The following is a 12995-nucleotide window of genomic DNA, read 5'->3' as shown; positions in this document are numbered from 1 at the left end:
GTCCCGTTCGGCCGCGCTCGCCCCGCCGGCCAGCAGGGCGACCGCCGCGATGATGCCCTGTCCGTGGTTGGCAGCCCCCAGACCTCACCCCCGCAAAGCCTCCAGCTGATCAAGGAACCACTGGGCCGGCGGCAACGCCGTAGCCGCAGCAGCGAGCCGCTTGCTGCGCTCGGCCCGCTCAGCCGCCGGCAGGCACAACGCGGCGTGCAGCGCATCCGCCGTAGCGATCACGTCGTACGGATTCACCGTCAGCGCATCCTCCGCCAGCTCCTCGTACGCCCCCGCCTCCCGCGACAGCACCAGTACGCACCCCTCGTCGGAGACGACCGGCACCTCCTTCGCGACCAGGTTCATGCCGTCCCGGATCGGGTTGACGAGGGCCACGTCGGCCAGCCGGTAGGCGGCCAGCGAGCGCGCGAAGTCGTCCTTGACGTGCAGCACGACCGGTGTCCAACCCGGCGTCCCGAAGCGGGAGTTGATCTCATCCGCCACCCGCTGCACCTCGGCCGTGTAGTCGCGGTAGACGGCGAGGTCCTGCCGGGAGGGGTAGGCGAACGCGACGTGCACGACCCGCTCCCGCCACTCGGGGCGGTCCTCCAGCAGCTGCCGGTACGCCAGCAGCCCGCGCACGATGTTCTTCGACAGCTCGGTGCGGTCGACCCGTACGACCGTTTTGCGGCCGGCGCCGATCTCCTCCCGCAGCGCGGCCATGCGCTCGGCCACATCGGTCTCGTGCGAGCGCTTGCGCAGGAAGTCCGCGTCCGCGCCGAGGCCGTGCACGCCGATCTCCGTGTCCCCGAGGCCGCCCACCACCGCCGTACAGCAGGCAGTGAACGCGTCCGCCCAGCGCCGGGTCAGAAAGCCCAGCCGGTCGGCGCCCAGCATGCCGCGCAGCAGCTGCTCGGCGATGTCGTCCGGCAGCATCCGGAAGTAGTCCACCGGCGCCCACGGAGTGTGCGAGAAGTGTCCGATCCTGAGGTCCGGCCGCACCTCCCGCAGCATCCCCGGCACCAGACACAGGTGGTAGTCCTGCACCAGCACCGCCGCGCCCTCGGCCGCCTCCTGGGCGAGTGCCTCGGCGAAGGCGCGGTTGTAGGTCTCGTACGACGCCCACTGCCGCCGGAACTCCGCGTCGAAGACCGGCTCAAGCGGCGTCTGGTACAGCATGTGATGCACGAACCACAGCACGGAGTTCGCGATGCCGTTGTACGCGTCGGCGTGCACACCGGCCGGGATGTCCAGCATCCGCACACCGTCCTCGCCGACCCCGCGCCGTACCGCCTCGCGGTCGCCGTCGGACAGCGCCGAGCACACCCACAGGGCGTCCGCGTCGGGCCCGATCGCGGACAGGCCGGAGACCAGCCCGCCGCCGCCGCGCCTGGCGGCCAGCGAGCCGTCCTCCTGCACTTCGTACGAGACCGGGCCGCGATTGGACGCGACCAGCACCTGATGACCAGCGGAGTGCGTGGAAGCCATACGCCTCAACCTAGCCCGGCCCGGAAACGCTCAAACGTACGGCTGGGCTCTGCGGGTGGACCGTATACACCGCCCGCACCGCGTAACGCGCCGCCTCAGGCGACCTTGCGCGACGCGTACTCCGCGATCTCCACCATCGGCGGCCGCTCCTCCGTGTCCACGGAGTAGGTGCGCGGCTCGAAGCCGTCCTCGCCCCGTTCGAACTGGGTGAGGGAGGGACGGATGAGATGGCCGCGGGCCAGCCTCAGCTGTGCGGTGCGGTAGATCGCGGCGGACATCCGGCCCAGCGCCTGCCCGTCCTGGTGGCGGTGCTTGCGCACCCCGACGTCCACCTGGGCGAGCGCGTCGAGGCCCACCAGGTGCAGGGCGTCGACCAGCATGCCCAGCTCGACGCCGTACCCGACGGGGAACGGCAGCTGTTCCAGCAGGCTGCGCCGGGCCGCGTACTCGCCGCCGAGCGGCTGCACGAAGCCGGCCAGCTGCGGCCAGTGCATGTTCAGCAGTGGGCGTGCCATCAGCTCGGTGACCCGGCCGCCCTGGCCCTGGGCGCCGCCCAGCGGGCGGTCGTACATGCCCTTGACGAGGTCGATCCCCGGGTCGGTGAGCAGCGGGCCGACGATCCCGGAGACGAAGTCGGAGGAGAACTCCTTCAGGTCGGCATCGATGAAGCAGACGATGTCCCCGTCGGTGACGAGGAGCGAGCGCCACAGCACCTCGCCCTTGCCGGGGACGGTCGGGATGCGGGGCAGGATGTCGTCACGGTGGACGACCCTGGCCCCGGCCGCCGCGGCGACCTCGGACGTGCGGTCGGTGGACCCGGAGTCGACGACGACGATCTCGTCGACGAGCGGAACCTGCTGCATGAGGTCGTGACGGATGATCGCGACGATCTCGCCGACCGTCTCCTCCTCGTTGAGTGCGGGCAGCACGACGCTGACCGACTGTCCCGACCGCTGTTTGGCGGCGAGGATCCTGTGGAGAGGGCGATCGGTCAGGGACCAGGAGCGGGTGCTCAGCCAGCGCTCGACTTCTTCCAGCACGTAGGCGGCTCCTCTGCGTTCTCTCGGCGAGCGTGGAACGTGTGATCCATCTCGCGGTTCGGACGACTATCTCAACTGTCCTGGCCTTCGGTTACAGTCTTGAACAACGCTGGTGACCATCGCATGTCGGGGCTCGTCCGGCGTTTACAACCGCATACCGCTCATCCAGAGGGGCAGAGGGATACGGCCCGATGAAGCCCCGGCAACCCTCCAGCCGGTCTCGTACCGATCGATGCCGATCGTTCCGCGAGGCTCCCGGCTAGGGAAGGTGCCAAATCCGTCTCACGGCGAGATGCGTCGTGAGGAAGATGAGGAGAAAGGGCCTCGCCTCACATGGCTGCGCAGACTGTTGCAAGCACCACCGACCCCACGACCGTCGACCTCGGTCCCGCCGCGGCGCTCTCCTGCCGCGAGTGCGGTCACCGGGTACCCCTCGGCCCGGTCTTCGCCTGCGAGGAGTGTTTCGGCCCGCTGGAGATCGCCTACGACTTCTCGGCCTACGACACCGAGGAGCTCCGCAAGCAGATCGAGGCGGGTCCCGCGAACATCTGGCGTTACGCGCCCCTGCTGCCCGTCCCGGCGGACGTGGCCGACAAGCCGAACATCAACCCCGGCTGGACCAAGCTCGTCAGGGCCGACAACCTCGCCCGCGAGCTGGGCGTGACCGGCGGTCTGTACGTCAAGGACGACTCCGGCAACCCGACGCACTCCTTCAAGGACCGAGTCGTCGCCCAGGCCATCGAGGCCGCCCGCGCCTTCGGCTTCACCACCCTGTCCTGCTCGTCCACCGGCAACCTGGCCGGTGCGGTGGGTGCCGCGGCCGCCCGCGCCGGCTTCCGGTCCTGCGTGTTCATCCCGCACGACCTGGAGCAGGGCAAGGTCGTCATGGCCGCGGTCTACGGCGGCGAGCTCGTCGGCATCGACGGCAACTACGACGACGTGAACCGCTTCTGCTCCGAGCTGATCGGCGACCCGGCCGGCGAGGGCTGGGGCTTCGTCAACGTCAACCTGCGGCCGTACTACGCGGAGGGCTCCAAGACCCTGGCGTACGAGATCTGCGAGCAGCTCGGCTGGCAGCTGCCGGACCAGCTGGTCGTGCCGATCGCCTCCGGCTCCCAGCTCACGAAGATCGACAAGGGTCTGCAGGAGCTGATCAAGCTCGGGCTCGTCGAGGACAAGCCGTACAAGATCTTCGGCGCGCAGGCCGAGGGGTGCAGCCCTGTTTCCGTCGCGTACAAGGCGGGGCACGACGTCGTACGGCCGCAGAAGCCGAACACGATCGCCAAGTCGCTGGCCATCGGCAACCCGGCGGACGGGCCGTATGTGCTCGACATTGCCCGGCGCACCGGGGGTGCGGTGGAGGATGTCAACGACGAGCAGATCGTCGATGCCATTCGGCTGCTCGCCAGGACCGAGGGGATCTTCGCGGAGACCGCCGGTGGCGTGACCGTGGGCGTGACGCGCAAGCTGATCGAGAACGGTGTCCTCGACCCGACCCTGACGACGGTCGTCCTGAACACCGGTGACGGTCTGAAGACGCTGGATGCGGTGGCCGGCACCGGGCTCACCGCGACGATTCGGCCGAGCCTTGAGTCGTTCCGTGAGGCGGGGCTCGCCTAGCAGGTAGTTGTTCGTCTGCGGGCCGGTGGGGGCTGGTCGCGCCCCGCGGCGGAGCCGCAAATCGACACAGCCCCGAGCCCCTTGAAAGCCACACCCTGACCGGAGGTTTCACCGTGAGCGTCAACGTTCGTATCCCTACCATCCTGCGCACCTACACCGGCGGGCAGGCCGAGGTCACCGCCGAAGGCGGCACCCTCGGCGAGGTCATCGCCGATCTGGAGAAGAACCACACCGGGATCGCCGCCCGCGTTCTCGACGACCAGGGCAAGCTTCGCCGGTTCGTCAATGTGTACGTGAACGACGACGACGTGCGGTTCGAGCAGGGGCTGGAGACGGCGACTCCGGACGGGGCGGGCGTCTCGATCATTCCGGCCGTGGCCGGAGGCTGAGCGAAACAGGTCGGACGACCGATTATTACCTTCGGTAACGCTGATTACCGAGAGTTCATCGAATTGCCCCCTCCGCGAGAGAAGCGGAGGGGGCAATTCTGCATGGTTGAGCGCGGTACAGTTGGGGAACCTGCTCGACTCCGCTTGCCGCGTGCATATGAGTTCTTGCTTCTCCGGCAGCGAGAAGTAGCCAAAGTGTGCAGGTTTTTTGCGTCTTATGCTCCATTTATGGGGCCCGACTTGCCCTGAATTCAGGCGAATTCTCCGTAAATTCCCGACCGGTCGTGCCCGGAATTCTCGTCCGATTGACCTGTTGCAGACGGCAGTTGGACAGATACATTCAGCCGCGGTCGACGCGTTCCGGCGCACGCCCCCAACCGTGGGGGGTGAGGTCTGACCCGGATCCGCGAAGTGTGGATCTGTGCAAGGGCCAGTAATAGGGGAGTTAGGCATGGCTCAGGGCACCGTCAAGTGGTTCAACGCGGAGAAGGGGTACGGCTTCATCGCGGTCGACGGTGGTGCGGATGTTTTCGTCCACTACAGTGCGATTCAGATGGACGGCTACCGCACCCTGGAAGAGGGTCAGCGGGTCGATTTCGAGATCTCGCAGGGCCAGAAGGGGCCGCAGGCGGACATGGTCCGTCTGGCGACCAGCTGAAGCACGCGCCGGGTTAACTGCAGCGACGTTCTTCTGTTCTTGATCGAAGGGTCCGCACCTCACGGGGCGGGCCCTTCGGCATGTCCGGGGGCCTGGGCGGGCCCACCCGGTACCCGAGAGCCGCCTGCGCCCGCCCGTCGCTCGACCACCGCCCCTCAACGAGCCCGCTCCGCGGGCGCACCTTGCACTCGACGGGGGCGAGTGCTAATCATTGGCGTTAGCACTCTGAAGGTGAGAGTGACAACGAAGGACCGGGTCGGTGAGGCCCGCAGGCCGGGTGGGGAAGGAACCCACGAGGTGTGCGAGCCGTCCGTCGCGGGCGCGGGCGCGGTCCGAAGGAATCACCCCCAGTCCTGGAGGGACCACTTCACATGGCCAAGATCATCGCGTTCGACGAGGAGGCGCGGCGCGGCCTCGAGCGCGGCATGAACCAGCTCGCGGACGCCGTGAAGGTGACGCTCGGCCCCAAGGGCCGCAACGTCGTCCTCGAGAAGAAGTGGGGCGCCCCCACGATCACCAACGATGGTGTCTCCATCGCCAAGGAGATCGAGCTCGAGGACCCGTACGAGAAGATCGGCGCCGAGCTGGTCAAGGAAGTCGCCAAGAAGACGGACGACGTCGCCGGTGACGGTACGACCACCGCGACCGTTCTCGCCCAGGCCCTCGTCAAGGAAGGCCTGCGCAACGTAGCCGCCGGTGCCAACCCGATGGCCCTCAAGCGCGGTATCGAGAAGGCCGTCGAGGCCGTCTCCGGTGCCCTCCTTGAGCAGGCGAAGGATGTCGAGACCAAGGAGCAGATCGCTTCGACGGCCTCCATCTCCGCCGCCGACACCCAGATCGGCGAGCTCATCGCCGAGGCGATGGACAAGGTCGGCAAGGAAGGCGTCATCACCGTCGAGGAGTCCCAGACCTTCGGTCTGGAGCTGGAGCTCACCGAGGGTATGCGCTTCGACAAGGGCTACATCTCGGCGTACTTCGCCACCGACATGGAGCGGATGGAGGCGTCGCTCGACGACCCGTACATCCTGATCGCCAACTCCAAGATCGCTTCCGTCAAGGACCTGCTCCCGCTCCTGGAGAAGGTCATGCAGTCGGGCAAGCCGCTGCTGATCATCGCCGAGGACGTCGAGGGCGAGGCCCTGTCGACCCTGGTCGTCAACAAGATCCGCGGCACCTTCAAGTCCGTCGCGGTCAAGGCCCCGGGCTTCGGCGACCGCCGCAAGGCGATGCTGAACGACATCGCCATCCTCACCGGTGGCGAGGTCATCTCCGAGGAGGTCGGTCTCAAGCTCGAGAACACCTCCCTCGACCTGCTGGGCCGCGCCCGCAAGGTGGTCATCACCAAGGACGAGACCACCATCGTCGACGGCGCCGGCTCCACGGAGCAGGTGCAGGGCCGGGTCAACCAGATCCGCGCCGAGATCGAGAACAGCGACTCGGACTACGACCGCGAGAAGCTGCAGGAGCGCCTGGCGAAGCTCGCCGGCGGTGTCGCGGTCATCAAGGCCGGTGCCGCCACCGAGGTGGAGCTCAAGGAGCGCAAGCACCGCATCGAGGACGCCGTCCGCAACGCGAAGGCCGCCGTCGAGGAGGGCATCGTCGCCGGTGGTGGCGTCGCGCTCATCCAGGCCTCCTCGGTCTTCGAGAAGCTGGACCTGGAGGGTGACGAGGCGACCGGCGCCAACGCCGTGCGCATCGCGCTCGAGGCCCCGCTGAAGCAGATCGCGGTCAACGCCGGCCTCGAGGGCGGCGTCGTGGTGGAGAAGGTCCGCAACCTCACCCCGGGTCACGGCCTCAACGCCGCGACCGGCGAGTACGTCGACCTGGTCAAGGAAGGCATCATCGACCCGGCGAAGGTCACGCGCTCTGCCCTGCAGAACGCCGCCTCCATCGCCGCGCTCTTCCTCACCACCGAGGCCGTCATCGCCGACAAGCCGGAGAAGGCCGCCGCGCCTGCCGGTGGCGGTATGCCGGGCGGTGACATGGACTTCTGATCCGCCTCGGGGCTTCGGCCTCCGGTTGGTCAACGTCCTTACGGAGGGCGGCACTTCCTGCTCCGGCAGGGGGTGCCGCCCTTCGGTGTGTCCGGGGTCACGCGGGTGCCGCCGTCCGCCCGGGAATGTGAGACGGCGCATAGGCGATTGTTTAAGGCAGTGCAACCATGCGTGCGCACATACCGCTCGGTTAACTCAGCCCACGAGGAGTACCCCACGTGACCGCCCCCGCCACATCCCGCGCCGCCGAGATCCTTTCCCGCCCCACCGCGATCAACGGACTGACCGTCCCCAACCGCATCGTCATGGCGCCCATGACGCGCATGTTCTCCCCGGGCGGCATCCCCGGCGAGGACGTGGTGTCGTACTACGCCCGGCGGGCCGCCGCCGGCGTCGGGCTGATCGTCACCGAGGGCACCTACGTCGGCCACGAGTCGGCCGGCCAGAGCGACCGCGTCCCCCGGTTCCACGGCGAGGAGCAGCTCGCGGGCTGGCAGAAGGTCGCCGAGGCGGTGCACGCGGCGGGCGGCACGATCGTTCCGCAGCTGTGGCACATAGGCACGGTCCGCAACCAGGGCGACGCCCCCTACCCGGATGCCCCCTCGCACGGCCCCTCCGGTCTGCGCGTCACCGGCGTCGAGGACGCCACCCCGATGACCCAGGCCGACATCGACGCCGTCATCGGCGCGTTCGTCGAGTCCGCGGTCGCCGCCGAGCGCATCGGCTTCGACGGAGTCGAACTGCACGGCGCGCACGGCTACCTGCTCGACCAGTTCCTGTGGGTCGGCACCAACCGCCGTACGGACGCTTACGGCGGCGACCCCGTGGCCCGTACGAAGTTCGCGGCGGAGATCGTGGCGGCCGTGCGGGAGGCCGTCTCGCCCGAGTTCCCGATCCTGTTCCGGTACTCGCAGTGGAAGCAGGAGGCGTACGACGCGCGTCTCGCCGAGACGCCGGAGGAACTGGAGGCGATCCTCGCGCCGTTGGCCGCGGCCGGTGTGGATGCGTTCCATGCCTCCACGCGGCGGTACTGGCTGCCTGAGTTCGATGGCTCCGACCTCAATCTCGCGGGCTGGACGAAGAAGCTGACGGGCAGGCCGACCATCACCGTCGGTTCGGTCGGGCTCGACGGGGACTTCATCCGGGGGTTTGCCGGTGAGGGGTCGCCGATCCGGGGGATCGATGATCTTCTGGATCGGCTGGAGCGGGAGGAGTACGACCTTGTCGCTGTCGGCCGCGCCCTGCTCCAGGACCCGGAGTGGGCGGCGAAGGTGCTGGGTGACCGCTTCGACGAGCTGAAGCCCTACGACGCGGCGGCGCTCAAGACGCTCAGCTGACCGAGAACGGCTTCAAGGTGGTCCTGGTCGTGGGCGCCGGGGCGGCGGAGCCGACGGGGGCGACGCCGAAGTCGTAACGCCCAGGAGCCCCTGACGTGCCGCGGGCGGCACGTCAGGGGCTCCTGTCGCAGGTCCTCGCCCACATCCAACTGGCCACCTACGTCGCCGAGAACGGCGCGCCCGCACGCCTCCCGGGGCTGGAGCCCGAGACCCGCTACACCCTGCGCGTGCGCCCCGAGCTCTCCTCCGCCGAAGACACCCGGCCCGCCTGGGCGAGGCGGTCGACCGCCCTCACCGTGACCGGCCGGATCTACGCCGGGGCTGCTTCCCTCGCGGACCAGGTCAGTCCACGTTGACCACCTTCCACAACTGGCTGTCGGCGTCCGTGTCCGTCGTCTGGACGAGCTGAGTGCCTCCCGAGGACACGTCGAGCACCTTGCCGCTGTTCACGTTCTTGATCTTGTAGTAGCCGGTTCCGGTGGCGACCAGTGTCCAGTGCTGGTTCGCGGCGTTGGTGTCGGACGACTGGATGACGGACGCGCCGTCCGCGGTGGAAGCACCGCTGACGTCCATGACCAGGGCACTGTTGCGGCTGACGACCTTGTAACTGCCGTCACCCACCGGGACGAAGCGCCAGTTCTGGTTCCCGGCTCCGGAGTCGGTCCACTGGATGATGTCGGCTCCGGCGGTCAGAGATCCGCCTGACACATCGATGGCCTTGTTGCTGCTCTTGTTGACCGCCTTGTAGTTGGCGTTCTTCGCGGGGAACTGGATGGAGGCGAACGCGTCCAGCGCGCAGACGGTGCTGGAGGCGGCGGTGTTCTTCGTCCCCGTGCACACCACCTTGATCGTGTGCGGGCCCGCGGCCAGGTTTGTCTTCTCGAACAGCGGCACCTGCTTCGTCACCGTCGGGGCGTAGGCGTCGATGCCCGCCTGGGTCAGGGTGCCGTCGATGTAGACGTCCACCTTGCCCATGTTGGGCTGCGTCATGCTGAGGTACCGGACGCCCGTGCCGGTGAACGAGAACTCGGCGTAGTTGCCCGCGGTGCTCGTGAACTTCTCGGACCCGTTCATGTCCTTCGTGTCGTTCCAGTTCGACCAGGTCCCGGAGTAGGTCACACCCGCGGCCTTGTCGTCGACGTGGCTCCAGCGCTGCCGCACCAGCGCCTTCGACGCGGGGGACGCGTTGCCCTGGGCGTCCACGACGTAGAGCCGGTAGTCACCCGCCGTCTGCGGGACGCGGATGCTCGTCGCGGTGCCGCTCGCGCTGGTCATGGTGGGACCGGCGGCGAACGTCGTCGTACCGGCGGGAGCGAGCCACAGCGTCTTGGTCGCGTCCTTGGGGCTGCGCACCGGAACGGTCAGCACGCCCGTACCGGCGAACGTGCTCGCGGGCAGGGTGTAGTCCTGGAGAGCCACTCTGCTCTGTGGGACGAGGTTCTTGTAGGCGTCCTCCAGACCCGCGTTCAGGGCTATGCCGTACGCCTGCGACGGCCACACGTTGTCCCCGTAGCCCCGCACGTCCTGGATCGTGCTGTTCGGGACGTTCCTGCCGGCGATCTTGTTGACGGTGCCGTAGTTGTTGGTGAGGCTCAGGTCGTGCTGCCGGCCCCAGGTGCCGGAGTTGATGGCGAAGTACACGCCCGGGTCGACGTCGAGCACGTTGTCGTGCTCGTTGATGAAGGCGGAGCCTTCATCGGGGTGCAGGCCGTACTTGTGGCCGGCCGGCACGCCCTTGATGTAGTTGTTGCTGATCTCCGTTCCCGGCTGGCTGCCCAGCGTGTAGATGGGAGCGGAGTCGCCGAGCACCTGCATCGTGTCGAAGATCTGGTTGTACTTGATGGTGTTGTTCTTCGCCGTGGTGGTCGGGTTCCCGGGATTGACGGAGTTCGTCGAACCGTCGAAGTTCCACCAACCCCAGCCGAGCGTGATGCCCGCCCACGGGGACTTCTCGATCCGGTTGTGCTGCACGGAAAGGGAATCGACGAAGTACGCCGACACCGGGCTGGACCCCTCGAACAGCACCGCGCTGTCGTAGAGGTAGTTGTCCGTGACGGTGATGTTCTTGCAGAGGCCTTCGACGTTCACCGGGTACTTCTCGTTGTTCGTCGAGGTGTGGTCACCGATGTACACATGCTGGGGGTGCCCCACAGTGATGGCGGACCCGGCGATGTCATTCGTGACGTTGCCGGTCAACTGCGTGTCCGTCACGTCGTTGGCGATGGTGATCCCGTCGGCGCCGGTGTGCTGCACCGTGTTGCCCTGCAGGACGATCCCGTCGGCGTTCTCGATCTGGACGGCCGCGGGCGGCAGGTCGACGTTGCGGTAGGTGTACGCGTGGAAGTTCTTCCTGGCGTACACGTTGGTGCTGGCGTTGCCCTGCTGGCCCTGCCGGAAGACGGAGCCCGCGACGTTGACCAGGTTCCAGTCGGAGTGCTCGATCGTGAGCCCGGAGAACGTGATGTTCCGCGCGTGGTCGGTCGTGGACGTGCCGGCGACGTGGATGAGGGTGGAGAGATTGTTCGGCGCGAAGACCTGCGCCGTCGTCATGTCATCGGAGCTGGACTTGTAGTAGTAGACCGTGTGCGTGATCTTGTCGAAGTAGAACTCGCCCGGCTGATCCAGGAACTCGAACGCGTTCATGATCGTGTGGCTGCCGCTGCCGGCGACGAAGCCGGCGTACGCCGATCCCTGGGCCATGGCCGCGCCAGGTTGCTGGAACAGGGCCACGCGATTGGCGCCGTCCGAGCTCGTGGTGATCTGGCGGACTCCGACGATGGCCGTGTTCCAGGTGGTCACCGACTTGATCTCGACGTCGTTCTGGTTGGAGGCGATGGCCGGCAGATCGGAGAGGCTGTACTTGGCTCCGTCGCACTGCGAACCCGACTCCCAGGCCCAGGGAGCCTGGCCTGCCGTGACGCTGTAGGTCCCGTAGCATCCGGCCGAGTTGATCGTCTTCGAGGCCATCTGGGCGCGCTTGCCGTTGACGTAGAGCGCTCGGAGCTTGTTGTCGCGGTTGAGGGTGGCCTTCCAGATGTTCCCGCTGTGCTGGGTCCAGCCGGACACCTGAACGCCGCCGTCCAGCACCGGCTTCTCGTTCTGGTAGGCGGCGTACACGACATGGTGGCCGTTCGTTCCCGAGTCGGCCGAGGTGAAGTTGATGGTGCTGCCGACCGGGTAGTTGCCGCCGCGGAGATAGACGTTGACGTCCCCGGTCATGTTGTCGTTGACCCTGCGCACGACGTCCCGCGCGTGCTGGAGGGTCTTGAACGGCGCCGTGATCGTGCCGGCGTTGGAGTCGTCACCGTCGGGGGCGACGTAGTACGTCGCCTGGGTCGCGGCCGAGGCCGGGGGCGGCGCCGCGAGCGAGGTCAGCAGCGTGGCGGAGACGGCCGCCGCAAGCGCCACTGGCGCCTTGCGGACGACGGAGGGGAGGGGCTTCATCCTGGTCCATCCTCGTGGCTCGCACGGTCGAGCAGACGCTCGTCGCGGCTCGGCGATTTCCGTGGTGAAATTAGCCGCCCTATTGCCAGGCTCCGTCAAGGGTTTACACAGGCTTAATTTCACGAACGCAGCGCATCGATACTCTCCTGAGTGGGATTATTTCCGGTAGCTCCCTATAGGCCCCTTCTCTCCTCGGGGCTGATGACATGTAATCTCAGCACCAAATGAGTACTACTCATTTCGGGAGCGCGAACGAGCCGGCCCCGCTGCCCATCGGGGCAGCGGGGCCGGTGCGGGAACGTCAATCCACCGCGTCGTAATGCCTAGAGGTTGCCCAACGGCTCGATGTCGACCTTCACCGGCGTGCCCCAGACGCGCAGCACCTCGTAGTCGGTGAACTCGTGCACGAGCCGGTACGCCATCGCCGGGCGGGGGCCCCTGCGCTGTGCGGCGAGGTACAGCTCGGCCTCGCGGCGGTCCCGGCGCGGGGTGCCGCACAGATGCCAGGCCTGGCCGTTCCACGCCTCCGCCAGCCAGCGCTGCTGGGGCTGCGGGCGGTCGGCGCTGACGCCGTAGCGGGAGGGGGCGGTCTCGGTGGACGCCTGGGGCACGGGGCCGCCGTTGAACTCGGCGCGGCGGGCCGCCCGGCGCCGGGTCTCGCAGAGCAGGCAGAGGTCGTGGGCGTTCTCGTCGACCGGGCCGTTCGGATGCTCGGGGCAGCGGGTGGCGGGCGCGGCGGACGTGACGCTCTCTTGCAGGAGGTCGAGGGCGCGCTTCAGGTCGGCCTTGACCTCGTGAAGCCTGGCGTCGGGGGTGTCGGCGGTGAGGGATTCGCCGTGCTCGCCCAGGAGGCGGAGGGCTCGGCCGAGGGCGGTCAGTTGGGCGTGGTTCATGGTCGGTCGGCCCGGTCCTTCCGTTGCTCGGGGGCTCAGGGTGGGCAACATCCCTCAAGAACGCGGGGAGGCGTCATGGGCAAGGGTAAGCGGGAGCGTGGCAGAGCGCTGGCCATGGGGGCGGACGCCGCGTACGGCAGCTAT

10 protein-coding genes and 1 riboswitch are annotated in these 12995 nt (G+C 67.9%); of the genes, 6 read left to right on the top strand and 4 right to left on the bottom strand.

The annotated features are described in order from the left end of the window. Positions 1–84: 84 nt before the first annotated feature. Both ACWDAG_RS18335 and ACWDAG_RS18330 read right to left on the bottom strand, forming a co-directional pair. Positions 85–1476 (bottom strand): alpha,alpha-trehalose-phosphate synthase (UDP-forming), encoded by a 1392-nt coding sequence (locus ACWDAG_RS18335; RefSeq protein WP_450696610.1) that lies wholly within the window; start codon positions 1474–1476, stop codon positions 85–87. A 95-nt stretch (positions 1477–1571) separates the two neighbouring features. Beyond that, a complete protein-coding gene (locus ACWDAG_RS18330) occupies positions 1572–2516 on the bottom strand; it encodes a glucosyl-3-phosphoglycerate synthase (RefSeq protein WP_450696609.1) in 945 nt (314 codons plus the stop codon). A gap of 158 nt (positions 2517–2674) precedes the next feature. Then, positions 2675–2831: riboswitch (SAM riboswitch) on the top strand. Positions 2832–2849: 18 nt separating this feature from the next. Between ACWDAG_RS18330 and thrC the strand changes: the two genes are divergently transcribed. From thrC to ACWDAG_RS18300, 6 genes are all read left to right on the top strand, one after another. Then, complete coding sequence (gene thrC, locus ACWDAG_RS18325; protein ID WP_450696608.1) at positions 2850–4136, top strand: threonine synthase; 1287 nt, start codon at positions 2850–2852, stop codon at positions 4134–4136. A gap of 113 nt (positions 4137–4249) precedes the next feature. Continuing rightward, on the top strand, positions 4250–4525 hold the full coding sequence (locus ACWDAG_RS18320; protein WP_030941262.1) for a MoaD/ThiS family protein: 276 nt from the start codon (positions 4250–4252) through the stop codon (positions 4523–4525). Positions 4526–4976: 451 nt separating this feature from the next. After that, the gene (locus tag ACWDAG_RS18315; RefSeq protein WP_019057200.1) at positions 4977–5183 is read left to right on the top strand and encodes a cold-shock protein; all 207 of its coding nucleotides are present in this window, start codon (positions 4977–4979) and stop codon (positions 5181–5183) included. A 371-nt stretch (positions 5184–5554) separates the two neighbouring features. Then, a complete protein-coding gene (gene groL, locus ACWDAG_RS18310) occupies positions 5555–7177 on the top strand; it encodes a chaperonin GroEL (protein WP_450696607.1) in 1623 nt (540 codons plus the stop codon). Positions 7178–7395: 218 nt separating this feature from the next. After that, the gene (locus ACWDAG_RS18305; RefSeq protein ID WP_450696606.1) at positions 7396–8514 is read left to right on the top strand and encodes an NADH:flavin oxidoreductase; all 1119 of its coding nucleotides are present in this window, start codon (positions 7396–7398) and stop codon (positions 8512–8514) included. 95 nt (positions 8515–8609) lie between these two features. Further along, the gene (locus ACWDAG_RS18300; protein ID WP_450696605.1) at positions 8610–8870 is read left to right on the top strand and encodes a hypothetical protein; all 261 of its coding nucleotides are present in this window, start codon (positions 8610–8612) and stop codon (positions 8868–8870) included. Here the strand turns inward: ACWDAG_RS18300 and ACWDAG_RS18295 are convergent. Together ACWDAG_RS18295 and ACWDAG_RS18290 are read right to left on the bottom strand one after the other, a co-directional pair. Continuing rightward, positions 8857–11958: an RICIN domain-containing protein gene (locus tag ACWDAG_RS18295; RefSeq protein WP_450696604.1), complete on the bottom strand. Its 3102-nt coding sequence runs from the start codon at positions 11956–11958 to the stop codon at positions 8857–8859. The two genes, ACWDAG_RS18300 and ACWDAG_RS18295, sit on opposite strands and share 14 nt — an antisense overlap. A 323-nt stretch (positions 11959–12281) precedes the next feature. Beyond that, positions 12282–12851 carry a hypothetical protein gene (locus tag ACWDAG_RS18290; RefSeq protein ID WP_450696603.1) on the bottom strand — a complete coding sequence of 190 codons (570 nt, stop codon included), beginning with the start codon at positions 12849–12851 and terminating at the stop codon, positions 12282–12284. Positions 12852–12995: the final 144 nt, after the last annotated feature.

It is taken from the genome of Streptomyces sp. NPDC001157, assembly GCF_053598255.1.
The sequence above is the reverse complement of the archived record's forward strand: the minus strand, read 5'-3'. Positions and strand labels throughout refer to the sequence as shown.

What these genes read in the sequence shown, in the direction of transcription:
- ACWDAG_RS18335 (WP_450696610.1), bottom strand. Translation starts at nt 1,476, where the DNA reads ATGGCTTCCACGCACTCCGCTGGTCATCAGGTGCTGGTCGCGTCCAAT.
- thrC (WP_450696608.1), top strand. Translation starts at nt 2,850, where the DNA reads ATGGCTGCGCAGACTGTTGCAAGCACCACCGACCCCACGACCGTCGAC.
- ACWDAG_RS18315 (WP_019057200.1), top strand. Translation starts at nt 4,977, where the DNA reads ATGGCTCAGGGCACCGTCAAGTGGTTCAACGCGGAGAAGGGGTACGGC.
- groL (WP_450696607.1), top strand. Translation starts at nt 5,555, where the DNA reads ATGGCCAAGATCATCGCGTTCGACGAGGAGGCGCGGCGCGGCCTCGAG.
- ACWDAG_RS18295 (WP_450696604.1), bottom strand. Translation starts at nt 11,958, where the DNA reads ATGAAGCCCCTCCCCTCCGTCGTCCGCAAGGCGCCAGTGGCGCTTGCG.
- ACWDAG_RS18290 (WP_450696603.1), bottom strand. Translation starts at nt 12,851, where the DNA reads ATGAACCACGCCCAACTGACCGCCCTCGGCCGAGCCCTCCGCCTCCTG.